Raw genomic sequence first — 24,882 nt, 5'->3', positions numbered from 1 at the left:
ACCACAGGTCAAGGAGAAACAGGGTAATGAAGAATATCGCGATCAACGTCAGCACGAAGGCACCATTGCAGACAGTTAAGGACCCTGTGACCCGGGTCAGCATTCAGTGTACGGCGAAGGATGAGAAGGGCGAAGACGTGGAAGTGAATATTCTCGATCTGGAGCAGCACCACACCACCAACGAAATTAAAGTGACTTTTGGCGGCTCCCCCTCCCAGGCGCTGACCATGCTCAGCCGGGTGATGGACGTGCTGCAACAGCAGGCGGACGCAGAGCTGCAACTGAATTCTTACGCTCGTTTGCAGTAAACGTAAAAGGTGAATGATCCGTTTTAATAAGTACCTGCAAACCCCATGGATACCGATTTGACGAATGGCACACCCATTTATAAATCTTAACCGCCACTGAACAGGCAATAAACAGAGTTATTGTGAACTTACATCCGAGGGAAAATAGGTGGCTACCAGCTTTTAGGATGGTGATATTCAAATAACTGCAAAATTACGAATTAGCAAGCGTATTGTAGGGAATACATAATGGTAGAATAAGATATGGTTTTAATAATTTACAACGCTTAAATCCACATTCGTCCATATTTAATATTTATGGGAATTTAAAAATATATTCAGTGTAGGTTATTAGCTAGCAGGTCGAATTTTATATAATACCAAAAAACAGGAGGTATTATGAAAACCAGTCTGGCTTACGCATCTAATTGTTCCGACGCTCTCTATTCCTTTATTTACAAGGCACTGCAACAACGCTCAGGTGCCGAAAATGAAAGTCTCTATCAGCAGGCTATTTCAGCGTGCCGTACTCCGAAGCAAAAAAAGAAAATGGCCGGTTACTACGCCGGTCCGTGGCAGATGCTGTTTAACGCCTGGTGTTACAACCGCCTACCCAACATTGCCGTACTGCCCGTGTTGGCACAGCAGTGCTTATCCTTTTTGCAGTGCGAAGAACTGATCGCCGACTGGCACTAATCACATTATGTCCTGCTGGTGGATGCTGGCAGGTCTGGAGTACCTTTAAATGTACAGATATGACAGGAACCGGCAGTCGTTCAACCTGGTCAATGCGCTTCAGCCGGTCTATCGCAACAACGGTGGCGGTTTGTTTGAGTTCGACCGCAGGAAGCAACATGAAACGGCTGATCTCATCTTCGAGGCACTGACGTTTTCCCAGGCGCCCGAACTGGAGCTGGCGAAATTTGTCCGTCTTAAATCTGTGCGCCGAATTGCACAGTTTGACGACGGTGAAGTGCGCTATGGCGTTCACGTTGAACTGGCCGACGCTGTTGATAATAATTCCTTCAGAATTTTCAAAGATGATAATACAGGTGGATTTGATTTTTATTTATTTTCTACTTCAAATAATGAAGCAGAGCTTGTCCGCTTTAATCTGGATATCTGTGGTATTCATTTACAGGACATTTTTGAACGGTCAACCGGCTTGTGTCTGTCGTACTGAATTATTTATTAAATATTTCACTTCAGGTTATTAGCCACGAAACCGGTTGTGGAATAATAATAAAAAACGACGAGGTGAAATATGAAAAATCTTAATATTCAGATTAACGACATCGCAGCAATTAACACACTTGGTGGATCAATGCTGGCGGATATCATCGCCACCCAATATAAAGTAATTGGTGATAACAAAGACACTGCGGAAATGCCTATGCCGTGTATTGCTTACGGGCAGACCCCTGCAAATATCGACCCAGGCGTCTTCATCAACCGTGTGTACTGCTTGGACAGTCAATCGCTAAGTGCCAGCCTGCGTTACGAGCTGTTTAACGGACTTGCGAACCAGGCGTTTACCTTCTTCTGCCAGTCGGGCTGGTACGGTGCATTCCGGGTGGTGTCTTTCCGTGATAACGGACCTGCCGGACTCCTTAATATCGGCATTGTCCATGAGAAGGTGTTAAACGAATTTTGCGCCGATTTTCCCCGGGCTAATGTCAGCGAAACCGGCTTTAACTGCGGCATGACATTTGACCAGATCCGGATGTTTATTTCAGACCGGGCCTATCAGATGCCGCTCTACAACAACCAAGATCACTTCGTTAAACTCGCGAAACGCCTTGTGGCCTGACACCCAGTGCCAGGCTCAGGCCTGGCCATTATGAAGGAAATGCCCATGAGCGGATTTTTCAGCAACGAATCACCGTTATCACTGGCTCAAGCCCGCGCCGTTGCCGCCGGTTACCAGAACGTCTTTATCGAAAACCTCCAGCCAGCAGGCCATTTCCAGATTGCCATCCGTAATCATCGCGACCACGATCGCCAGCTGATCTGGCGTAACTGGAATTATGAACCCGATGCCTATGATGCGCTCAATAGCCACCTGCAAAGCCACGGACTGAAGGCCAGCTGATCAGCACAAGAACCCGGTAACTCCGGGTTTCTTTTTATGGACTCAGCTGTCAGTGCTGGCAAACGGGGAAGGGAGTCTGGGTCTGCCCGGGGCCCACAGCTGGTGGTATAAGTCTGACCCGCATGCAGATGGTTTCGCCCGGTGCCGAGATGGCGCCGGGGAACTGAAAAGGTATCTTGCATCCGGAAAGAAATCGTCGTGACCTCCCGACCTGCGTGTAGATATGCCTGGCGGATGCCTGCGGTGTGTCGTCTGTAACTGAACTGAGCCATCTTAATTCGCGATCGAGAGAAAAGGGACGTGCTAGCAAAAATTAAGCGCGAGGGACTTTGATATAAATACTCAGACAATTAACGATGACTCACAGGATTTCACTGGTGCTTATGATTCTCCATATTGTTTTAACCCTCTATGTGGTTGTATGTCTTTTCTGCTGTCTATTTTTGAGAGCCCGTAATAAAAAGGCACTTTGCCATTCCCAGACCGAAGGGCGTCGGTATACGCAGGATAGTAAGAGAGGGGGGATTGCCGACGGAAATGGTTCCTTCTTTACCCCCGATACCTCAGGCGGTGATGGTGGATGTGGGGGTGGTGGTGACGCTGGTGGCGGATGTGGGGGTGGTGGTGATTGATGCTGTTCGCAGGCGTCCGCTGGTGGGGAGCTATCGACATTGGTAATTTTGACGGTTTTTTTCGTAAAGGTTGCGGCCGTGGGCTCTGGCTGGTGGGGCGTGAAGTCAGAGAATCTAAATTAAATCCGTCGTGCAGAAAAGTACCTTTTCTGAATCTGTCAGACGCATCCGGAAAGAAAATATCTCTCGGGGCAGCAAAGGCACGCCGGAGGTGATTTGCAGATTCAAGCGGGAAAGTCTATTTTTCATGCACCGAACCTATTTGGGCTGGGACGGAACCTGGTATAATGGACACATACAAAGGAGGGCATTATGAATACTTTTCTTTACGTACTGGTAGGCTGGATTGTCGTGCTGTATCTGGTTAATAAAGTGCGCGAAAAACGCAGCAAAGCGAAAGCGGTTAAAATCCTGGTGAAACGCAATGGCGTTTATCAAGAAGTGGATGCCGTAATGTTGCCCAAATACCAAGGCAGCGATGTGAGTACAGTTAAGACAGGCAATGAATCAGCCTCGCAATGGTTGAATAAAGAGGATGATATTACTGAACCGGAGTACTACAGTGGCGCTTCATTATTGAAGGCAACGAGAGATTTTGAAGCTCAACAAATGGAACAAAAATTCTAGCTACACTAGCCAGTTTTCACGGCTAGGAACTGTTAGTTGAACCCTATTCATTCAGATTTAATAGGGTTGGACGGGAGGAGTTTAATAATGACAACGGCCAACGTAACCACCACTACTATCTACCGCTCCGATGATATTGTGCCTTTTCGTCGGCCACAGGGCGTTCTGGATAATCGTTATATGCCGCAGGCTTATGCTCTGGTACGGAACTGGGCCAGCAAACCAGCGGAGTACGGTTCTGGTGTTCTGGCAACCTACAGACAGGCGGTAGTTAATCTTGCGTATCAGGTTAAAGGGACTCGTGTGATTTTAATTCTGGTTCCCATTGAATGTGAGCCGGTTGGCGTAATCATGACTGACACAGTCTTATGGCCGTCGCTACCCATTGGGGAGGTCATGCAAATTATGCAGGAAGCATGGCAAAATATTCCGGTGTTGAATCCATAAAAAAGCCCCGCATAAATTAGCAGGGCTTTTTTTTACTTTGTCGAACCGAATATTTTACCCGGTAGATTCCGAAGAAAGCGCAAAAGGTTATAGGTAATACGCTGCTCCAATCGCATAGTTGTTTTGTATCTGGTGGTAACGTTGTGGATATGGTCCAGATCAGTATAAAGGCCAGGAGGCTTTCTCTTTAACTTCAGCTCCCCACGGATATAACTTACTGCCTCAGGCTTGAATACAGTTAACTGGCGCCGCTCAGTGACTTTCCGAACAAAATCACCCATACCCATGCAAAGCCAGTCTGGCTTCTCACCTTCAAACTTGCAGGGCCCGTTAATGATGACAACATTGATACACTCCAGTTCGCTGGCGCGTAATGTAGACTGAATGGCCTTGATGTGACCGTAGTTTTGCCTGAACGGGTTTTGTAACTTTAGTGTCCCTGACGATTTCCATTTTCGCCAGTGGCTTTCATCCAGCTTCCCATAGAGCTTTCCAGCATAGTTCTTCTGCTCGATGACGTAGAGCCCATGAGAGGCGATAAGGACGTGATCAATCTGCGTGGTGCCAGTGGCACTAACCGGCAGAGTTAAATCGCTCAGAAGGCCTTCTGCATCATCAGGAAGGTACGCTTCAATTTGCTTGGCCGTCCTGCGTTCAGCAATGGCTGACGATACGAATCCCATCAAGCAATAAAGCACAATGAGTACCAGGGCAATAATACTTATTGCTATCACCCGCCACGCCATCAGGATCACGTCCATCTTATTTCACCGTCGGATAGCTGGTGGCCTGAACAGAATCAAGTAACCGGGAGGTTGTGCCCGCCAGCGTTTCGATGTTGGTTGACAGGCTCATTAACATACCGAGCGCGGAGCGAAGCGATCGTTGCGGCTCGTTGTACGTTTTGAATGTAGTGGTCGAATACATTTGAGACAGACGCGAACGGACCTCGACTGGTGTCAGGTCACCGTCGATGAGACCGTACTGGATTGCTTGCTGCGTTGTCCATACCCGGCCGGAATACAGAGCGACAGCATTTGCCTCCGGGCGGCTAATTAGTTTGTTACCCCGGCCTTGCTCAACGTCCGAAATAAATTTTTCATGCATGGAATCCAGGATTTGCTTCTGCATAAAATCCCGGGTGGCCTCGGAAAGCGGATGATAAGGGTCGAGTGCAGCTTTAAATTCCCCTGCTGTGAGCGGCTCATTTTTAACACCGACCGTATCCATGACGCGGGACAGGTTCCAGTGATCCATTCGTATGCCGATCGAGCCGGTCAGAGCGCTGCTATCTGCATAAATGGCGTCAGCAGGGGACACGGCGTAGTAGCACGCTGAAGCACAAATGCCTTTGACGCTAACGATAATAGGCTTATAGCTGGTTTCCATATCGGCAATGAAACGGCCACTCCCGGCGGAGAGGACCTCCAGGGTATTGCGTTTCGATTGTTCGGCATTGATATCGTCCTGCGAGCGTGAAGCACTGGTATCACCCGTATTACGGGTCTTGCTTGCGGATTCCGCATGTGAAATACGTTCAATCTTCTGCTGGTGGCTTCGAAGTGCATTAATCTGGCGATAAATAATAATCGCGTCTGAAGGTCCGCCACCACCTGACTCCGCCTCGATAATGACAGCTTTGGCATGCGGGTTGTTGTACGCTTTTGCCAGTGCTGCGGCTATCACAGAACCGTCACCGGCCTCTGACCCGGTGCCCATTTCTCCCGATATGCGCACGACGGCAATATGATCCATTCGTCCTTCTGATTCCTGATACTTATCGTAAATATTAAAGGCCGAAACCCCTGCTGCTGCTAATGCCAGAAGGGAAATAACCACTTTTGAGGTGGTATGGATTCGGAACATCTTATAAAAACGGTCAGCGTTCTCATCAAGCGATTCTTTGATATTGGCAGGTGACTTCTTATTTTTACGGTTAAACATCTGACCACCTTATTACATAAGTTTTTGAAAGTTAGACCACAAGCGGTTGAGTGCAATTCCCAATATCAGCAATGCGACAGGGGGGAACAGTTGAGCGATATTGTTAAAAAGAGACATATTAGGCATTGAGAGGTAAACAAAGGTTAATGCACCAATTATCCAGAAGGCTCTGAACCAGATCCTGTAAAACTGAACGGTTACATTACCGAAAACGTAACGTTTTAATTTCCATTGATACATGCCGTCAGCGAGCATAGCAATTAAGTAAGGTGAAAACACAATCAGCCAGCCGAGTATCAGATTCCAGCGGAAAATGGACTGATAAATGAGCAAGGGGAGATTCTTTGCCACAGTGTAGTTTACCGATGACATCTTCTCTGCAACGTAATTCAGCCCACGCGCAGGTTTCGTCGTTTCCGGGATCAGTATCGTATTCAGATATTCGATCAGCTTATAGTCATTAATCAGAGTCGACAAAGTAGCTTCACTATTTGCAATAACCGACAACCACCGGTCATTAGAAATGAGGCTACGACTGGCGTTCACCTCCTGAGTGATTTGTTGCTTTAGATCGTCAGTATTCTGGAAGCCCAGACTATAAATAAGATAAAGCATCATCCCTAAAAAAAGCAGTCCTCTGATGAATACTGCCCGTGCAGAATTATCCGCAGCCATTTGCGTCCCTCCACTCCCTGAATAAGTCTAATCGGTCGCCATGGTCACGGTAGTGGCTTCGCCAGATTGTTGGCACACCCAGCAACCAGTGGTATTGCTGCGGGATTATGTGGTTGATCAGGCTGAACTCAGCCAGTTCCTTATGCTCCGGACTTTTCCAATGAATTTGACCGGGTTCAGGAACATAGACACAGGCTTTTTCCTTTGCAGCCTGACGGCTAAACTCAACAAAATTAATCCCCCAGGGCGTCCAGTGTCGGTATCTCCCGGTGATCCCTGTATTAAATACCGGGAGCGTTAGCATGGTGTCTGCGTAGGTTGAGATGACCTTTTTGCACACACAAGGGCTATCAATTTGCTCCCGGTCGAGGTGTGTTAATAGTGCCCGGTCCATAATGTGGTTGAACATATTGGCATACAGCCCGGTCGGGTCGGGCAGGCGGTCAATCGCCGAGATTAGTTTAAATTTGATACGAGAGAGAAACGCCGAGTCTTCTATGGTAAGAATGTGACTTAATGTGGTTTCAGGGTGAATGAGTGGCTTATTGCGTTGTACTTGTTTAAACGTGACGCTGTCAGGCAGCGTAATAAACGCCGATGCAGCACTCGTAAAATTGACAAAATAGGGAAGTAAATAACTCCCCAGCATTTTTGAATTTTTATCAACAAGGCGGCGGCGCTCTTCAGAATTGTCGAATGTAATGCGAAAACCAATAAATTTTCGCTGTCCGTCTTCGCTCGTAAGAAGAGACTGAACCCATTCATCACAAGGTCCCTGAGCTACGGACCAGTAACTTGTTTCATGGTCACCGTATTCATTGCTGGTGGACAGTTCCCCTTGGAGCAGAAAAAGCTCGGAAAGGATAATAGCCAGCGCTGATAAAGACTCAGCATCGTTGTCATGGCAAAATTGCCCCACAGATTTCAAAGCACCTTTTTCAATCCCTGCCAGACGGTCACGAACATCCTGCGAATCGGCAAACTTCAGGCCTAATGACTGCATACGCCGTTTAACAAGCGAACGGCTTTTACTGACTTTCAGAGATGAACTGAAAATTTGATTTTGTGTCAGAGTAATTTGCTCGTCCATCAATGCAATTTCCTTAGATGTTTATTTAAATAGTCTAAACCCACATTCTGACGCAAAGTTACTTTTCCGGCTGGTTTCAGGAACATCTCCAATAATGTTGTATTGGGTCTCATCGAGTTTTCACTTACGGCAATCGGGATCTGCCCGACGACTTTACGACCATCCTGAAGTCTGGCCACAATATGAAATTTTGGAACCTGGCCTAAAAGCTCTTTCGGAATACTTTCTTCCAGCGTTGTTTGCTTTCTTTCTGATATCGAACCAGAGAAGTTATTATGCGGCAAAGTGGTTTCTGATCCTGTCGTATACGTGACCATATTTGTACTAATTGGACTTTTACCAAAGTTTTCTACAACCAGCGTTTGCGTTGGGGTGTCGTTTACCCGCAGGCTAATGTAATTGTTACACAGACCCGTAATACGATTTGCAGTCTCAACGTTTGCTGCTGCAATAAAATCGGAAATGGTTTGCGTGCAAATAAACAATGCAATTTGTGCGGCACGACCCTGAGCGAGTAAGTTTATCATTGAATTGTTGATTGCGGAGTGTGCTTCGTCGACGAAAATACTGATCCTTGAATGTGAGGACATATCACCATCATCAGAGTTATAGCGACTACCCGCGCAGGACGTCAGGTCTGACATTATCAACTGCGAAATAGCCCGGGCGGATTCCGGGTTGGAAAGACCATCGAGCGAGATATAGAGAACACCTCCGGTACTGAATATTCCATCTGAAGTGACTATTTCACGCGAAGTGAGTGAATTAGGTGACGGCGAAAGCAATTCATTCAGTGGTTGTTCGGTCAGACGACTGAACAGCGGCATAATACCCGCTGTCATTTTTGACATGTGCTCAGGATCAGACAAAGAATAATCTACTAACCGGCCGACGGTATCAATCCAATCAATGGGCTCGGCACCTTCATAATTCAAGAAGTGGGCAGAAAACCATTCAACAAGGCGCTTAAAGCGGACTTGTAGAGTATCATTCGAAGAATATTTCACCTTTTCCATCCATACATCGGGCCCGTAGAGCCGTGCATAACAGCATTCCAGAACTTTTACGGTGAGGTTCAGGATTGCCATGTGGCTTTTCATGTTTTTATGAATGAGATATATCGACGGTTTTTTATCCGTGTAAGACAGACCGGTGATCACAGTTGAAACGAGAGCCTCGGCATATTGTACGAATGGGTTAACTTCCCCGGGAACCGAAACCAGACTAAGAAGGCGTGAGGTGAGGTCCGAAACATTGGTATAAGCGTTGCAGACATCAATACACACTGAAGAAGAAGGCTGGGCAGGGTGAAACTTATAAAATGGCAACCCAAGTTCCGCCGCTTCATCCATAAGTGACTGCCGCCAATCTGCGTCGTTCTTTGGATCAATAACCACAATGACGTGGCCTAAATGCAGCATACTGATGCTCAATAACCGCTGAAGGACTGTTTTACCGGTACCGACGTTTCCGGTAATGAGGGTATGGCCGAACCAGTTATCTTCGGTAACAAAAATTGGCGCCCGTTTATCAACAGCAAAAATGGCGTTACTGCCACCCATGGATCTGGCCATCGCCTCAAAATGCCGCGCTATGGGGTTTAGGGCAAATGGCAGGGCTATCTCTCTTTTATCGCTTGAGAGATTGGCAATTTGATACGCGCGATCTGCATGCTCGGGACCCCATTCAAAGCCGTTACAGAAGTAGGTTTTTCTGTCCGGTACCTGACGGTTGGATTTTTTATACTCTTGTACCAGCTGGCGGTACTTTCGCTCGTTAGAGAAAAAGTTACTTTTGTTGATCGACCTGAGCGATTTAAGGCTAATAAACATAATCTGGCGCTGAAACACGCGCCAGTGCGCCATCAAATAAGGGTATGCCGTTTTACAGCGGTACAAACAAACCAAAAGCATGAAGGCAGCGGTATACAAAATGATGGGGGCAATATTCAACCCATCTGATCGAAACCCCATAAACAGCATTATTATGGCGCAAATTAAAAGTACTGAGGCACTTCTGTACTCCAATATCGGCCTGTAAAAGTTTTCCTGGGCGTGCAGGTTGGTCCTTTTTGATTTTGCCATTATAGATTCCCTACATCTTTAAGTGTGTTAATGATTAACTCAATATCGACCTTTGCCCGGTCGGATGCGGCTACCAGAGTTGGCATGTTGAATGCGAAACATTTTGTATTGACTATGGCGCCGGAGGTGACCTGGTATTGAGGAAGCTGGTTAAAAAGCTCAGGCGCATTTAACTGCGTCCCGTATTTTTCAACACATGACTGGGTCAGAAAAAAGGTGTTCTGGGTCAAAACCATGAATCGGTTTTTCCGCTTTCTTTTAAACGACCCAGATAACTTAGTCAGAATGTGGTGAAGCATTGTGGCAATTTCGACGTATTCAAGTTCTGTAACTTCACCGCCACTTAGCAGGGTAAAATCTTCCAGTGTCTCCTTTTCTTCTGCACCAGGTTGGTCAACGGCAATAGGAGCCTGAACTGTGGCAGAGTTGGATCGATTAAAGGCTTCTTTCACTGGAGTCGTGACCGGCGGATTTTCATGCTTCTTCTCTGCTTGAGTGTTTACCGCAAACAGACGAGCCAGGGCCGGAGATAGATGGTTCGCTTTCTCCCCGGCGGGTTCCGATTTTATAGGGTCCTGTGATGACACAGGACTTGTTAAAATTACTTCTTTCCCGGTTGTATTGGGAGCTGGTGGCTCTCTGGTATCCTCAGGATCATTCAATTTACCGGGCGCAACGACCTGGTCTGTTTCATCATGGAATTCGGCGACATCGCTATTTTTCGCCTCAGGCTGGGGGGGTTCAACCACAGAGTTGTCGGCGACTATAAAGTCAGAATATGCCTCACTATCGCTATCTAGGGTTTCTTCCAGCAGGTGGCCATATTGCTCATACTCAGAAGCAGTGACGGTCTCCGGTTCGGAGTGGGCGTTAATCTGTTCAGCTACCGAATTGGCCTCTACAGCCTGGGGGGTATTCAGTCGCGCCGGAGGGAGATCAAGCGGTGTTTGTGGGGGCGAAACCGCTTCGTTTAATGATGGACTTTCAGGGATATCCAACGGCTGGTACATTGACGTATCAAAAAGCGACTTCAGCGTAGAAGTGGTTCGGGGTTCCGAGGTGCTCACCTGAATACCAGCACAGTTATCCCCCAGTTGTATCAGGCGTAGATTGTTTACGTCACGGACTATCCACATACCATCCAGTGATCCATCACGGTACGTCAGCTGGAAAAAGGGCCCATCACAAAATGCCGCCTCATCAATACCAGGGATTAACGCAATAGCAGCATCGAGATTAAGGTAAGGTACGGAATCAATATTAATGACTGCGTTGTGGGGCAGTGGGGCGCTCAGAAGCATTTCATGCAGCTGCTCGACCAGACGCATCTGACTCTGCTCTTCATGTTCCTCTACCCGTTCCTTTTCATCCAAGCCGCCTGTTCCGGCTGTATCTGTTGGCGTAGTAACCTGCGGATCAATAATATCGGTTGCTTTATCCGTGCCAGCCGCCTCCACACTTTCTGTGATGGCTTCAGTATTTTCACTGCTTTTACCGTTGACACTGTCGGCATCAGGGCCGTTCACGAGTTTGAGTCCGTATTGTGGAGTATCTTCAATGGCGTCGCTTACGGTGTCCGTTACTCTGGTAACAGACTCACGACCCGGGACCGGCCTTCTGTATTCTGTTACAGTTTTCTGTTCATCAATATAGATGAAATCTTTATTTGCATTAACGCTGAAGAGGCCCGGAACAGAATCCGGGATTTTATATGAGTCAAAAATTAACCCGATCCAGCGAAGTTTCAGGAGATTATAAAATTCCAGCTTACCGATACCGTTTCGGAAGATGCTGGCTATTTCATTTTCCGAGTATGTCCCGGGAATAAAATAATGAACCACACGCTCATCATCGTAAGGCTCAACATAACCCCGTTGAACCAGCGACTCTACTAGTACAGTTTTACCTGCATCCCCCTGTGGGAAGTTGAACTTGTGGGCCGCAAAATCACTAAGTACAAAGTCGAGGAAGGCGTTTTCATTGAGGTAAACTTCACCGTTTACAATAATGATGTGCATGGGTTTGGATTTATAGTTATTAATATTAATACTGGTGAAGTTATGCTTAATGGTACCTATTGCTCTTGCCGCAGCATCATTCGACCGCAGACCCATTATCGGGTCCCTCAATACATTAAGGTCAGTTCCCGTTGAATAATAATCTGAGGTTCTTACACATTTGGACAGAAAGTCATTGCCATCGTTATAGACATTCAGTGCCGTAACCATTTTTGCATAGACGCGCTCCTTTTTGACACGGTCGAGGAATGACATACAGACCGGATCTAATATTCTCTCAAGGAAAACGCTTGACCATATATTATGTTGGTTATGAATGCGTTTTCGCCAATGTATTTCATATTCGACAACATTGTTTTCACGTGCCCAGTCAAGCAGGCTTTGCGAGCTTGGCGCCCATGTTAAAGTTTCATTCAGATTCAGACTTACTATATCGAGGTCATATACCTTTCCGGCATCATGCACAAGGCCACAGATAAAAGCGGCATAGAGATATACTTTTCGGCGAATGACTTCTTCATCCTGATACCCAATTGGGCGCAATTCAGAATGATTGGCATTTTTTAAAGAAATCATTGCAACTTCCAGGCTATGTGACAACAATCCGCCAATACCATTATGGTGGTGGTTTTCTGAAGCAGGAAGTAAATGAATCCAACGGATGTATTCAATCAATGGTTTTAAAACCAGATTGGTGAAGGTAAAGGCATCCTCACGGATGTCTCCATCACTTATTGCCAGCATCATAGAGATTGAGTGCAGTTTATCTCTGTAAAGAGAAAGAATAGACTGCTCATTAAACGTTTGTATCCCAGCTGGCCGAGTTGGGTACTCAATGAATTTCAGGACTTCAAGATTCGGGTGATCCGGTACAGTGTATTTCTGATCCCCTATAATCTGAGCAAATGGTGAAAGACTCGAAACATCCTTCATCATTAACTCAGCCACATCATTCTCCCTACTGGAGAAGATGCCTAAAACTCTTTGTATACTTAGGAATAGCGCCCTGAAATTCATCAAATAATCCTTATTGGCGTTTACCAGATAGTTCCGCAGCAATATATGCCTGCACGCTTTTGTACTGTTTTACCTTTTCGATAAACTCATCAGGACTGTAAGAACCTTTTACACGGCGCGACACGTTAAGTGTTTTTTTGACCCGTTCGATATACATGTTGAGACTTCGGATAATATTGTGCGCCATTACGTTGTAATCGCTAACCGGCAGCTGACCCAGAGAGTTGAATTTATACATCTGGGTCAGAAGGTTGTTCATTTCAAAGATGTGCTTATAAAATCGCATCGTGTTCTGGTTGTTGAAGTTTAACTGGACAGATTCAAATCTGAACGGAGAAAACTCAGTTGATGAGAAGAATGGATCACTTTCATCAACCTTAATAGTGGCGATGTGGGCCTCCAGATTCTGCTTCATCAAATTGTTTTCGTCGTGCAATTCATTAAACCAGTCCTGAATTGCCTGCACCAATTCAGGGTGTTTTACCGCATTAACCGTCCTGAATAATGATGAAATAGCAATGCTAACATCATTAAAGCCTCTTATTACGGAACGATTCCGTGCCGTAAGAAATCGGTTAAAGTCTGGCGTGCCTGGAGTAATAGTTACTGTTGCCATGCCGTAATGTTCATTTTTACTTTGCGTGGCTCTTCGGCTATCTTCAGGAGTCTGAGAGGAGCGGGCATTTACATCAGGTGTCTTCTGCTTGCTTTCATTAATTGTTACGTCGGTCATTGTGCCACCTCTGATTTTGAGTATTTACGGATTTTGCGTCCCAGTTCGATATACGCAGTATGATAGAACTCAAGTAATTCTCTGTAGGGTTCTAGTACTCCCTCCGTTTTTTCGATCATTTCATATTCCCAGAAGGCATGATTAACAAAGCAGCTTTTCGAATATTTTCCGCTTTTCATCGCAGAAATCCGTTTCGACATATGACTGGGAGACCTGGTTTTAAACGGGCTGAACTTATGCCAGGTGATTGTAACTTTTTTGGCATTACCGATTAATTCAATTTTCGGCGCATACGAACCCAGATACTCACGCTTTAGCGTATTGTTAGGCCGGGGTAAATTAATCTCCAGATGATTCCGTTCTTTCCACTCGATCCAGTAATTTGTGCAAAGGTCTTCAGCTGCCTCCCGCAGAACCTCGATTTGTGAACGCATCAAACTGCGTGATAATTCTAGTGACTTTATTAGTTTCGAATTAGACATGTGACCTCCTGATGTGAAATCACTATACCGAAGTGGTTTTTATTTTTTTTTCACAAACAGGACTTTTTTCCGTGATTTTTATCGAGAATTTTGAGGTGGGGCTTCGGAGGCGTGAGGAATACAGATAGTGCGCAGCTCCAGATGAACACGGGAACGGCTGAGATGGGCGCATTTAAGCGCGGCAGAAAAGTAACTTTTTCTGCCATGGGTATTTTGAGACCGTGATCTGAAAAGTGCTGTTTTACTTACTAAGTTATACATATATCTAGTGCCACTTTTTAAACAAAAGTGACCCTATGTTTTTTGCGCATAGTGCCACTTTTAAAAAAAGTGACCCTATGTCTTGGCTACATAGGGTCACTTTTCACAAAGAAGTGACCCTATGTCGAGGCTTCATAGGACCACTTTTCGGCAAGAAGTGACCCTATGTAGTAGTCATGTTAATCAATCGGAAAAATATTCATCCTGAATCGCTTTTTTCGCTAATGTTATTGCCGCTTAATGCCGATAACGATTCGGGCTTTGCTATTTTTTTAAGCGATTAAAATTTCGTTAGCAAGCGCAGGGTTTTTTGATAAAATTCTGGTTAGTTTGGTCAAAAAGTGTTACAAGTAAGGCCAATGGATGAATGGTTAGTTTTAAGACTCAAATAGGCAGTATTAAAATTCCAAAAGTTACTTTTCATCATTCAAAAACCAAACTTTAATTTCATGTAGAAGATTAGTACAATTGTATTGACGCAAGGACAATCCGCACATGTCAGAATCAGATAACATAACGCGTAACCTACTCGGTAAACTATTACGTACCGAGATTTCGATTATTCGTAGTTACCGTGCATTCCTAATGTTATTGCCTATTCACGGATCTTCTATGTATCAAACAGGGTCTCCACTCCTGCAACGCCGTCTATTTGGAACCGGGTTTGGGGCAATGGCTGATAATGCATTCGAAGTTGAAACACGTCCCGGAAGTTTCCTCGTTCCACGTTCTTTAGGTAAAGAGATCTCGTGGGATAAATTTTTTATGGCCGTTGTTGATGGTGACACTAACGTTATCCGTGAATATGACAGTGACGATACTGACTTCGGCATTTACAATGCAGGGGAAAAAGTTACTTTGTTGAATGGGCAGGAAGATTGTTATAATCCGAGCAAAATTCAGCAGTTACGCTCCAAGTGTGTAGACATACAAAATGATTATTTTATGCAGATCTTCTTTATGTCAATGCTTGCACCTGAGTTTGTCAGTATATTTTTTGGATTAAAGCCTGCTACCGTAGATGCAATAAAAGATGTTGGTGTGTCATCACTCAAAGCAATTAACGATGTCGTTCTATTCCCACGAATAATTGCCTTTACACCGGGGTTGGGGGATGATAGTGCAACATTAAAATCTAAGGTGTTTGCCTGGGCATACGAATTATCTGCCGACATTCGTTTGGGTAAAGTTAGTGACGACTTAATGGAACTATTGCGTTACGACACTATGTTTACATGCCACCGTCAGGATGTGTTCAACTCTTTGGCAAATAAAGTGCTCTTGAAGGATTAATAAAAATGGCTAAAGTCGATCAAACTAAAGCTAACATGTTGTTGAGCGCTACAAAAACGATGTCACTTGGTGCGAATAAAAACTCAATAAGAATTCTTTATGGAAGCCATGTTGCAGAAAATATTGATTTCAGATCGGAACCTCAACAAAACGTTAAAAAAGGTATTCGAGGGTGGAGTCGTCGTTCGGATAACCGCAGAGCATTTTCTGCGGTTATTGATGTCGCGGTAAATTACTTCGGTTTTGATCCTATTCATCCGGAATCCAGCTTCCGCAATATTGACTTCAACCGAATCATGAGCGTGCTGCATAACCTTGGGTATTTCGTCTGCGCCCCTGAGGTCAATAAAATCATTGAGATCCTCACGTCAATGAAAGAAATAGAGGAACTCGAAACTTGTGCGAAATGCAAGCGGCCTTACATTGTCCCGTATACCAATGATACTCATTGCCCTCGGTGCAGATTGTCGTCAACGGTCTCTGCAATAGCGAGATATTCTCAGGAGGAGTTAGATTAGCTATTACTTTATGTGAGTGGTTTTAAGCTGAGACCAAAAATCTAAAGACTGCGTCGTCTTTATCTATTAAATCTTTGGCTTGCATACCGTTACACATGGTTCCTCATGTTGCTGTTTATTTTCAGACGGCTTCCGTTCTGACGTATCTAAAACATACTGTGTTAAATATTACTACCATCCGTATTTTTTTGTCTGCTCTATCCTTCCAACGTTCATTTTCTGTAAGTATAACTAACATGAATTGCCATTCTTTGATTCATTACGGTCTTTGAAAAGTCCAGATTTTATGATGCGCCTGCCAATTTCGTTTCTTATAGGTATTCAATTAAGTATAAATTCCCTTATGCGTTAACCAGCAAAGTACGGGGATCGTTCATAATCTGGATAGTGTTGTCTGAATGACAACGCGAATTTGCATTACTGTACCGTCATATAATTAATCCATTTCTCTCTTACAGACCATGTCTTTACCGGGACACTGTGTTGAACTGTCGTTTTTGGGGCTTTGTCGGCGTCACATTTCTGGTTTTTTAACGCATGAAATCTACTCCGTTATCGAACTCCCGGTGATTTTTTTTATGCCATCATACCTCTATTCCATGAGGAGATCGGTGAATGACTCGATTAACGTTACTGCCTTCAAAGATGTTAGTGCTGATGTCTTTGTTTATAACTGGCGTCCATGCAAATGAAGACCAGACCCTTATCAAAGACACCCCATTTGTGTCAGGACAAGCCTTTAAGAAAGGTTTTTTCTGGTATGACGACCCAGCCCGGAAAACTGAGGAAGAAATTAATGAGACTACGCCTCCTGTTGCATCTTCGTCCCAGCCAGTACAAGAAGAAAAGATTGATCTTAATTCAAAGTGGCTAAAGGACAATATGCCCCGGCTTTTGACTCAGGCAATGGATAATCCGACCCCTGAAAACTTATCGAGGTTTTATACAGCGCAACGTTTAATGTTGGATATCGGTACGCGATTTTCGGATAAGTCGAAAGATTATTTTCTTAAAAATCCAATGATGTCTGAAAAACGAAGACAGCCGGTTGAGAAGGTTGCCTTGGATGCACATCGTACGGTTGTGGAAAAAAACCAGCAGACGGTAATGAAAGATATTTTCACAAGATCCGGGCTCTTTTTCTTTTTCCAGAGTACCTGTGAGTTCTGCCACGAAGAAAGTCAAATCCTCCAGTTTATGCAGAATTACTATTCGGTCGACATTCTCCCTGTCAGCATGGATGGCAGACCATTACAAAATGGGTTGTTCCAGGATTTCTCTGTCCCTAATGCGCAGATTATTGATCAATTCAAAATCCGCGAAGTGCCAACTATTTTCCTTGTGTCGAAAGACGGGTCATCAGCGCAACGAATTAGCGAAGGTATGATCACTGCTGAGGAGCTCAAGAATACTATTATTCTGGCTGCAAAGGGCATGAACCTGATTGATGATGCCTCATTCCAATCCACGTTAGATATTAAGCGCCAATATACCATTGGTGAGGATGGCGTAATTACAGTGAATAAATCAGAAATGGAATCTGACCCGTTCTTATTGCAACGAATAATGGACCAGAAGTTGGAAGGGTACGATATGCCTACAGCGGACCCTGTGAACTACTTGAATGTTGGTGGCAGTTTAGGAGGCCCATATGCGCGCTAACCTCCATGTTTGTGCAAAAAAGTTACTTTTGTCGTTAGCCGTTTGCACGGCGATGATTGCACCAAATGCCGGTGCCGATAACGCCATGCGTAATATTTTTAATGGAATGATGACGACAACCAGCCCGGCCAGTTTTGAAACGGCCACCCGTACCGGTGTGGTTGGCGGCTCTTTTTCCTACCGCACAACAAACGTGAATACCAATTTAGTTTCAATGTCTTTCCCCAAAGCTTCCGTCGGCTGTAACGGCATCGATGTTTTCCTCGGTTCATTCAGTATGATTAACGGAGATCAGTTGGTGCAGGTTGCTCGCGGTATCGCGCAGGGGGCCGCGATTTATGCATTTAATGTCGCGGTATCGGCAATCTGTGCTGACTGTGCTGCGACTATTAATGATATCCAGAACAAATTGCAGGCGTTGAACAAATTTGCCAAAGATTCCTGCAACGCTACTTACTCGTTTCTTTCTGAAAATGTTGGACCACCCAGCCAGTATGCGAATGCGGTCAGTTCCGGCCCAGCTTCAATGCTTGGTACTCTTAATGGATTGTTGCCTGATTTCGGTTCATCAATGACCAAGTCGCCAGAAACTGTGACCTCCCAGGTAAAAGCAAAAGACCCTGAAGAGTTTGCTGAAAAATTCAGTGGAAACCTTTTCTATATGTCATTTATGGACATCGATAAAGGTTCTATGAATATCGGTGGCGTGACTGAATTATCTGGCTACAAACTCGCAGAGCAGCTGATGTCGCTTGTCGGCACTGTGATTATCAACTGGGATGCTAAAGGTGAAAAAGCGGGGATGGAAGTTCGTCCATCGACGATGACGGTATCGGATTTCATCATGGGTCCTCCGGCTGGTGGCTCCATAAAAATGCTCAAATGTTCGCCTGTACCCGATCCTGCTTCAGCGAGAAAGTCGCAATGCCTGGTTATGTCTGAAGTGATGGATGGTGGTTTCAAAGGACTGAAGGATACGATTTCAGACCTCCTAATTCAGGTTCAAACAAAGGCAATCAGCGATGTCAGGATCTCTGATGATGAATTACGCATTATTTCTTATATCGGCATCCCAACAATTCTTGATTCTCTTCAGACTTTTGATGTCCCTGAAGGCTATGCCTATATCCAGGATATCAGTGCAATAGCGGCCACCAGCCTTGTCATTAACATGCTTCGGCAAGTTGAAGCAAAGATCAGCGCTATGAATATCCCCAGTGAATCACTTTCCGGACGGCGGCAGGACCTGACTCGGTTATCTGAAAACCTTAGCAATCAGGTAAAAGCAGCTTACGAGCTCACCCGTAGCCAGGTAGGTAACAGCTCTGATGTCATTTCAGCATGGGATGATCGCCGATTAAAGAGGAAGGCGTTCATGGAAAGTCTTCGTGGCACAGGTAACTGAGGTCTGATATGGATTACAACATCTATACAGTAGGTGATATCGAGTTCGTGTGGTCCGCCCTTAACGGGATTGCCCTGATTTTCTCACAATATACCGGTGTAAAAGCATTTCTCACCACGGCAGCGGTGCTGGCTGGAGCCAGCCTGTTTTATAAAACATGGCTTTGGCTGTTGAACCCGACAAAAGCAGAGGTGCCGATATTTTCATGGATTCTTGGGCTGATTCTTTTTTCGATGGCAATAGTACGCGTGGATGTGACTATTGAATCGGTTAAGTCTGGTGAAGTGAGAAATGTCGATGGTATTCCTGTTTTTATCGCGGCGATGGGAACTGTAACCACTAACCTTAGCCAGGGCCTACTCAAAGACTATAAAACGGCGTTTGATCCGCTGGCGCCGATCGACTTTGCCGCAACCACGCTTGATGATGACATTACTCTTGGCCCGATGATTCGCTTCGTTAAATTCTTACAATGGGGCGGGGACAGCCAGGGGTATTGTTCAGCGTTCCCCGAACCAGTTAGCGGATTAGGTGCGATGAACGTGTGTGCGACAGTGCAATCACTGGCCTATAACTGCCTCAAGGGAACACAAAACTCAAGCGCGAAAATCGCTGGGAAAGAAACCATTTTTAACGATATTTTCTCTTCAAATGTCGCGGAAAGCATGGAACGCATTAATCAGGCGATGAAAGGTTCGCTGAAGAACGCATCTGCTAACATCGTGGGTGTGAATAGTTCAAAGTCAGCGACTTGTGAAGAGGTCTGGTCGACCGTTAAACAGGTAACGAGCACCCCGGAGGCTCGACAGACGATTGCTTTGATTGGGCAAACAAACGGTATTCTTACCCCAGAAGAGGCGGGCGGTGCCGCATCCGGATCGAGCTTCACGGATGTAATGGCGTCGGCGAACGGCATGTATGGCAAGGCGATTGGCGCTTATGACGCGACGCTTTCTTTGTTCATCATGAATGAGCTACGTAATGGTGCCAGTAAATACAAAACCCCACTTGGTCTGGCCTCGGATATGCAACTGTTTGAGGCATCATTAAAACGTACGAATACCATGGCATCTCAGGGGCAGCTCTGGCTGCAATTATCTGGTGCGGCAATTGCGTTTCTTGAAATGTTTGCGTACATGGTTGCTCCGTTTGCATTGCTCATGCTGCTTGCACTCGGCGGAAACGGTGTTGCCGCAGCGGCAAAATATCTTCAGTTGATTCTCTTCGTTAATATGTGGCCGATTACTGCGGTGATGGTCAATGCCTACGTGAAGAAGGTGGCAACAGCGGATCTTGATACATGGAGCACACTGAATAGTCAGAGTAACGCGGTGACTTGGATGGGCTTACCAGGGCTTGCCGAAACATATAGTTCTTACTTATCAGTTGCATCAGCGCTCTATGCTCTTATCCCAGTCCTGACGCTGTTCCTGATGACGCAATCCATTCATCCAATGATGAATGCGATGAAAGGAGTTACGCCACCCGCACCTGTGGACTCCAGCCACCTCACGCCGAAAGTGTGGGATGCGCCAAATAGCGGAAAATCATCATTTGGGGATGTTAATCGTACAGCACTGACAAGCACCGGGCAGGGGTTCAGCGGTGGCGGGGCCATGGACTCCAGTAACTTCCGACTCGGTACGTGGAATGCAGGTTCAAGTATCGCGTCAAGCCAGGGACAAGGGGCGGCAATGACCTCATCAGTCATGAGTGCAGCAAGTAATTCATTCCAGCAGGCCTACAATCAGATGAGTGAAGTTGGTCGTTCGGGGCAATCGGGCCAGCAATTTTCCTCGAATCTGCAAAACTTGAAATCATATACAGACCAGGCCGGTGCAAACGTCGCTAATAGCGTAGGGGCGAAGCACGGAATTAATTCGCAGCAATTAGCTGGTGTGGTGTCAAACCTTCTCCTCAATGGAAGTTTGGGACTTGGTGGCGAGGAAAAACTTGGAAAAGGGGGGGCTGGGGGCATAGGTCAGAAAGTGATGGATTCACTAGGTCTGAAAGCATCGGGTACCGTTGGTTCAGGGATCTCAAAATCGAATTCAGGCAGTGATAGCCTCTTAACTGATTTGAATAAAGCTATTACGACTCAATTGTCAGAAAACTCAGGACTTTCTGAACAAATGAGTAAAGCGGCTTCTCAGGTAAACAGTGATCAGTTTGCACAGACCAATGCATTCAAAGAAGCTGCATCAAAAATGAACCAGGCAACACAGACAATGGCCGAAAATCTGTCGACGTCACTTTCAACGAACGCCAGCGCTAATACCGGCATGACACTCGACTCAAGACAGTCTGTCAACCTAGACAGATTCTCCGATTCTATTCGTAATAAAAACTTCAGCGATGATGATGTGCGTAATTTTGCACGGAAAAATGGTCTTGATGAGAATGCGTTTATGGATAAATTCAATTCTTACAATGACACATTTAAGGCCAGCACTCAGTTGGGATCACAACTCCAGCGAACTGATGCGCTGGTGGCAACGACACGCGACTTTAGTGAGCAAAAAATTGCGATTGATACTGCCAGGGGTGAAACGGCTGAGAGCAATAAGCAGGATCTGCGTGAGACCTCCAGCCTGCTTAAAGGGCTGGTTGCTGACTTCGGCGGTAACGCTCAACAGATGCTGCCAATTACCAATCAACTTGACCGAATCACTGGTGATGCATCGGGTATTAATACCATTGCACAGGCGCAGGAGCGCACACCAGACCATGTAGATACCTCCGGCGTAATGAGTGCCGATCGTGTTGCTGACGTAGGGCAAGGTCTGGATGCTCAGGCGAAAGCTGGATTGGCACAGAACCAGCAGAATGCTAATCAACATATTGGCGGACAAACCGAATCAGGTGTTACGCCGTACAATGTGGGCTCGGTCAGTAAAGAAGATATTCAGGGCATTCATAAAGGTAATGTAGCTAACTCCTATAGCGAAGAAAACCAAAGTGTTCTCTCGTCGTTGGATAAGAATACCCCTGTAGTGACTAATGAGACCGTGGGAAGAATTCAGGGGGCTGGGCAGGACGTTAAGAACGCCAACCAAACTTTCGACCAGCTTCAAACTGGTATAGGCGGCAAGCATGCTACTTCAGGCATGGGTAATACCAGCGAAAAACTGAATTCTATGTACGGAGATAGCCAGATACGCGGGATATCAAACAACCTCCCGAATTATTTTGACAGGGTTGCAAATGACCCAACCAAAAAGCCGGATGACAAACGGGCGGAGCTGGCCGCACAAGCCGTGTTTACCTATGGGGCCAGTACAATGGCAACCGGCGCTGAGAAAGAACAACTGAAAGCGGATACTCAAAGCCTCCTCACCGAGCTGGGTCACTACAACGTTAGCTGGGGGATGAATGATCTCCAGAGTATCCATGAAGGTTTCAACATGCACAACAAGGCTTCAGGCTCTCTTGATTCAGCAATAAGGGCGAATCTTGGTGAAGGCGGCTCTGGCGGCGGGATCGTTGGCCAACGAACCCAAACCACGATTGATACCCTTGCTGGTAATAAAATTGAGTCCAATACAGAACGTAGTGTGATTGGCAGTACGCTTTTATCGGGCCAGGAGAGTGTTGCCAGAGGGCTTGACGTTATCGGAGCAAAACCCGTAAACGACATGCTCTCAGGTATTGGGGTCCTGACTACGCCCGCATCTTTGGCAAACGATGCAACGAATCCGGTAAATATGCCGAGTTCGTTATTGGGCAAGGTTGGCAACCACCTGCAAATGTCAGATGGTCTGAGCGCGGTGACCAGCCGTTATAAGGATATGGGAAGTGATGGGATCAAGACGTATGAGAGTGCATCACAAAACTCAGAGCGTGCGATTCGTCAGCAACTGACCGATGATCCACGCTTCGGGTCGGATAAAGCAGATGCGTTCGTTAACTTTATGAAGTCAGACCTTAACAATACAAACGAACCGTATCAGTCGAGAATAGAGAGAGCTGAAAACTGGCTGAATGATAATAAGAAGTAGGAGTGAATACTGACTGATAAAAGCCGTGCTCTTTTTGGGCACGGCTTTTTTATGCCTGCATCCGGGGAAAATAACTATTCACGGCAGTGCTATTCAAGGTAAACCACGAATCTGAGAAAAGTACACCGGCTAACTGAGCATTGGATAAGGTTTGTTCAGTTTTAAAACAATGGTCAAACAGGATACTATCTTAATCACGATTCAAATTCTCTTTCCAAATCCAGTTCACTCGCCACCCTAAGAAACGTGAATGCTTACTGGCCTAAATTAAAGTTGAGGAAAAAGTTACTTTTCTGATCGACTGATGCAGTGTTTTTGGTAGATGGCGAATCATGGTTTTTTTTGACGGAGTGTGTGGAAAAGTTACTTTTTTAATAAAAACGGGCCATCAGTAGGTTATATCTGGCTATCAGATCCGTTATGTCCTTTTCTTTAACCCCCGTGTAATAATCCGTACGGATCAGGTGCGGATATTCTGGCGGAAACAGGGTCGTATCGTCATCAAGGCAGATAAAGGCTTTTACCTGGTGCCTGGCCACGAATTCTTCACATTCAGCTGCACGTACCCCTATTCCCCCCGAGGGTAGACACAGGGATGGGGTTGCGCCAATTACCCGGTCTCTGTACGGCGAGCGGAAAAGTGACTTTAGGTAGGTAATACTCCCGCATTCTCTCCATGAACTTGATATAACGATGAACATTGAAGGACTTGCATCAAGTAACTTCTCAATCAAATACATCCGTTCGAAAGATTCATTCTGACATTTGTGGATTACACCATCAAAATCCAGGAAAAGAACAATATGGATTAATGGCAGAGGTCCCCATAAGCCAGCTGTTGATTCATCCTGAGGCAAGATCCCGTCCAAGTCTTTATTTCTAAGCTTCTGTGGAGAACAGCGTATCTTGCACAGGAATTCGTATATTGATTGGAGCATACCTAACCTCTTTCACGGGACAGTTTCACTCGCTCAGTGATGAATTGTTCACAGCCACGTAAAACAACTAAACAATAAATTGGAGAGTAGGGGGGTAATTTACTCCGGAACATTTTTTACAATATGTCCGTTGTACTGGGTCTTTGGTTGCGTCCACTGATATAACTCGTCCATGCCATTCCGGCCCTGAATCCGGCGATTGTATTTGACCATGAAGTTAAAGATATACCTCGCCCGGACCTTAGGGGTTTTGCTGTTGTAATCGGCAATCCCTTCAAATACATTACCATTTCGGTCTACAATTTTCCGGTAAAGCCACCAGGTACCTACCCAGAAACTGGCACAGGCGTCATAGGCCAATACCCGCCAGGTAACAGACGGAAAGTGGCCACGTATTTCCGGCAGATTGGACGAATTGATCTGCATAGGTCCAATATCATAAGTGCCATTTTTATTCCGGCTGAACGTTCCCACTTTTCCGCCTTCATTATCAAAAAGCGTAAAGACCAATTCTGCATCAATCCCGAAAAAGCGGGAGGCATCGGTAATGCACTGTGTGTAGACTTCAACAGGAACGGGAATAGGTTTCACATCATCTGCTGGTGGTATAAACACGAGATAATCTCCACTGGAATTACATACTGGATATTCTCCCACATCGCGGGCTAAAAATTTTTAC

23 protein-coding genes are annotated in these 24,882 nt (G+C 45.7%); 13 read left to right on the top strand and 10 right to left on the bottom strand.

Going from position 1 to position 24,882, the window contains the following annotated elements:
- The first annotated feature begins 26 nt into the window (after positions 1-26).
- The 8 genes from HV213_RS30795 (at position 27) to HV213_RS30760 (ending at position 4,085) form a co-directional block, all read left to right on the top strand.
- Positions 27-308, top strand: a complete 282-nt coding sequence (locus HV213_RS30795; protein WP_032610475.1) for a hypothetical protein — start codon at positions 27-29, stop codon at positions 306-308.
- Positions 309-686: 378 nt separating this feature from the next.
- Positions 687-983: a hypothetical protein gene (locus tag HV213_RS30790; protein ID WP_032610474.1), complete on the top strand. Its 297-nt coding sequence runs from the start codon at positions 687-689 to the stop codon at positions 981-983.
- Between the two features lie 49 nt (positions 984-1,032).
- Positions 1,033-1,470: a hypothetical protein gene (locus tag HV213_RS30785; RefSeq protein ID WP_059509378.1), complete on the top strand. Its 438-nt coding sequence runs from the start codon at positions 1,033-1,035 to the stop codon at positions 1,468-1,470.
- Positions 1,471-1,551: 81 nt separating this feature from the next.
- A complete protein-coding gene (locus HV213_RS30780) occupies positions 1,552-2,097 on the top strand; it encodes a hypothetical protein (RefSeq protein WP_032610473.1) in 546 nt (181 codons plus the stop codon).
- A gap of 45 nt (positions 2,098-2,142) precedes the next feature.
- A complete protein-coding gene (locus HV213_RS30775; protein ID WP_032610472.1) occupies positions 2,143-2,379 on the top strand; it encodes a DUF905 family protein in 237 nt (78 codons plus the stop codon).
- Positions 2,380-2,916: 537 nt separating this feature from the next.
- On the top strand, positions 2,917-3,057 hold the full coding sequence (locus tag HV213_RS30770; RefSeq protein ID WP_154591402.1) for a hypothetical protein: 141 nt from the start codon (positions 2,917-2,919) through the stop codon (positions 3,055-3,057).
- Positions 3,058-3,323: 266 nt separating this feature from the next.
- The gene (locus HV213_RS30765; RefSeq protein ID WP_015063011.1) at positions 3,324-3,638 is read left to right on the top strand and encodes a hypothetical protein; all 315 of its coding nucleotides are present in this window, start codon (positions 3,324-3,326) and stop codon (positions 3,636-3,638) included.
- A gap of 87 nt (positions 3,639-3,725) precedes the next feature.
- A complete protein-coding gene (locus HV213_RS30760; protein ID WP_015063010.1) occupies positions 3,726-4,085 on the top strand; it encodes a hypothetical protein in 360 nt (119 codons plus the stop codon).
- A gap of 32 nt (positions 4,086-4,117) precedes the next feature.
- Here HV213_RS30760 and HV213_RS30755 read toward each other — a convergent pair whose 3' ends face one another.
- From HV213_RS30755 to mobI, 8 genes are read right to left on the bottom strand one after another with little or no spacing between them, the layout of a single operon-like run.
- Positions 4,118-4,846 carry a nuclease-related domain-containing protein gene (locus HV213_RS30755; protein ID WP_015063009.1) on the bottom strand — a complete coding sequence of 243 codons (729 nt, stop codon included), beginning with the start codon at positions 4,844-4,846 and terminating at the stop codon, positions 4,118-4,120.
- Between the two features lies 1 nt (position 4,847).
- On the bottom strand, positions 4,848-6,029 hold the full coding sequence (locus tag HV213_RS30750) for a S49 family peptidase (protein WP_032610470.1): 1,182 nt from the start codon (positions 6,027-6,029) through the stop codon (positions 4,848-4,850).
- 12 nt (positions 6,030-6,041) lie between these two features.
- Positions 6,042-6,704 (bottom strand): IncC plasmid conjugative DNA transfer DtrJ family protein, encoded by a 663-nt coding sequence (locus tag HV213_RS30745; RefSeq protein WP_015063007.1) that lies wholly within the window; start codon positions 6,702-6,704, stop codon positions 6,042-6,044.
- Positions 6,691-7,794, bottom strand: coding sequence for a hypothetical protein (locus HV213_RS30740; RefSeq protein ID WP_015063006.1), 1,104 nt, complete (start codon positions 7,792-7,794; stop codon positions 6,691-6,693). The genes HV213_RS30745 and HV213_RS30740 overlap by 14 nt, the downstream gene beginning before the upstream one ends.
- The gene (gene traD, locus HV213_RS30735; protein ID WP_181486533.1) at positions 7,794-9,878 is read right to left on the bottom strand and encodes a conjugative transfer system coupling protein TraD; all 2,085 of its coding nucleotides are present in this window, start codon (positions 9,876-9,878) and stop codon (positions 7,794-7,796) included. The genes HV213_RS30740 and traD overlap by 1 nt, the downstream gene beginning before the upstream one ends.
- Entirely contained in the window at positions 9,878-12,913 is a 3,036-nt protein-coding gene (mobH, locus tag HV213_RS30730) for a MobH family relaxase (RefSeq protein ID WP_015063004.1), read from the bottom strand. Before mobH ends, traD begins: the two co-directional genes overlap by 1 nt.
- A gap of 10 nt (positions 12,914-12,923) precedes the next feature.
- Positions 12,924-13,646: a hypothetical protein gene (locus HV213_RS30725; protein WP_015063003.1), complete on the bottom strand. Its 723-nt coding sequence runs from the start codon at positions 13,644-13,646 to the stop codon at positions 12,924-12,926.
- A complete protein-coding gene (mobI, locus tag HV213_RS30720; protein WP_015063002.1) occupies positions 13,643-14,128 on the bottom strand; it encodes a conjugative transfer protein MobI(A/C) in 486 nt (161 codons plus the stop codon). The genes HV213_RS30725 and mobI overlap by 4 nt, the downstream gene beginning before the upstream one ends.
- Positions 14,129-14,884: 756 nt before the next feature.
- Here mobI and HV213_RS30715 point away from each other — a divergent pair.
- The 5 genes from HV213_RS30715 to HV213_RS30695 all read left to right on the top strand — a co-directional run bounded on the left by HV213_RS30715 (position 14,885) and on the right by HV213_RS30695 (position 23,265).
- The gene (locus HV213_RS30715) at positions 14,885-15,682 is read left to right on the top strand and encodes a hypothetical protein (protein ID WP_015063001.1); all 798 of its coding nucleotides are present in this window, start codon (positions 14,885-14,887) and stop codon (positions 15,680-15,682) included.
- 5 nt (positions 15,683-15,687) lie between these two features.
- Entirely contained in the window at positions 15,688-16,200 is a 513-nt protein-coding gene (locus tag HV213_RS30710; RefSeq protein ID WP_015063000.1) for a hypothetical protein, read from the top strand.
- A gap of 615 nt (positions 16,201-16,815) precedes the next feature.
- Positions 16,816-17,862: a thioredoxin family protein gene (locus HV213_RS30705; RefSeq protein ID WP_015062999.1), complete on the top strand. Its 1,047-nt coding sequence runs from the start codon at positions 16,816-16,818 to the stop codon at positions 17,860-17,862.
- Entirely contained in the window at positions 17,852-19,267 is a 1,416-nt protein-coding gene (trhH, locus tag HV213_RS30700; RefSeq protein ID WP_015062998.1) for an IncHI-type conjugal transfer protein TrhH, read from the top strand. The genes HV213_RS30705 and trhH overlap by 11 nt, the downstream gene beginning before the upstream one ends.
- An 8-nt stretch (positions 19,268-19,275) precedes the next feature.
- Positions 19,276-23,265, top strand: a complete 3,990-nt coding sequence (locus HV213_RS30695) for a conjugal transfer protein TraG N-terminal domain-containing protein (protein WP_015062997.1) — start codon at positions 19,276-19,278, stop codon at positions 23,263-23,265.
- A gap of 371 nt (positions 23,266-23,636) precedes the next feature.
- Here the strand turns inward: HV213_RS30695 and HV213_RS30690 are convergent, their stop codons facing one another.
- Positions 23,637-24,203, bottom strand: coding sequence for an HAD domain-containing protein (locus HV213_RS30690; protein WP_015062996.1), 567 nt, complete (start codon positions 24,201-24,203; stop codon positions 23,637-23,639).
- A gap of 99 nt (positions 24,204-24,302) precedes the next feature.
- A complete protein-coding gene (locus HV213_RS30685; protein ID WP_032610469.1) occupies positions 24,303-24,818 on the bottom strand; it encodes a lytic transglycosylase domain-containing protein in 516 nt (171 codons plus the stop codon).
- Between the last annotated feature and the right edge of the window lie 64 nt (positions 24,819-24,882).

The organism is Klebsiella sp. RHBSTW-00484 (assembly GCF_013705725.1).
Taxonomy (GTDB): Bacteria; Pseudomonadota; Gammaproteobacteria; order Enterobacterales; family Enterobacteriaceae; genus Klebsiella.
The sequence above is the reverse complement of the archived record's forward strand: the minus strand, read 5'-3'. Positions and strand labels throughout refer to the sequence as shown.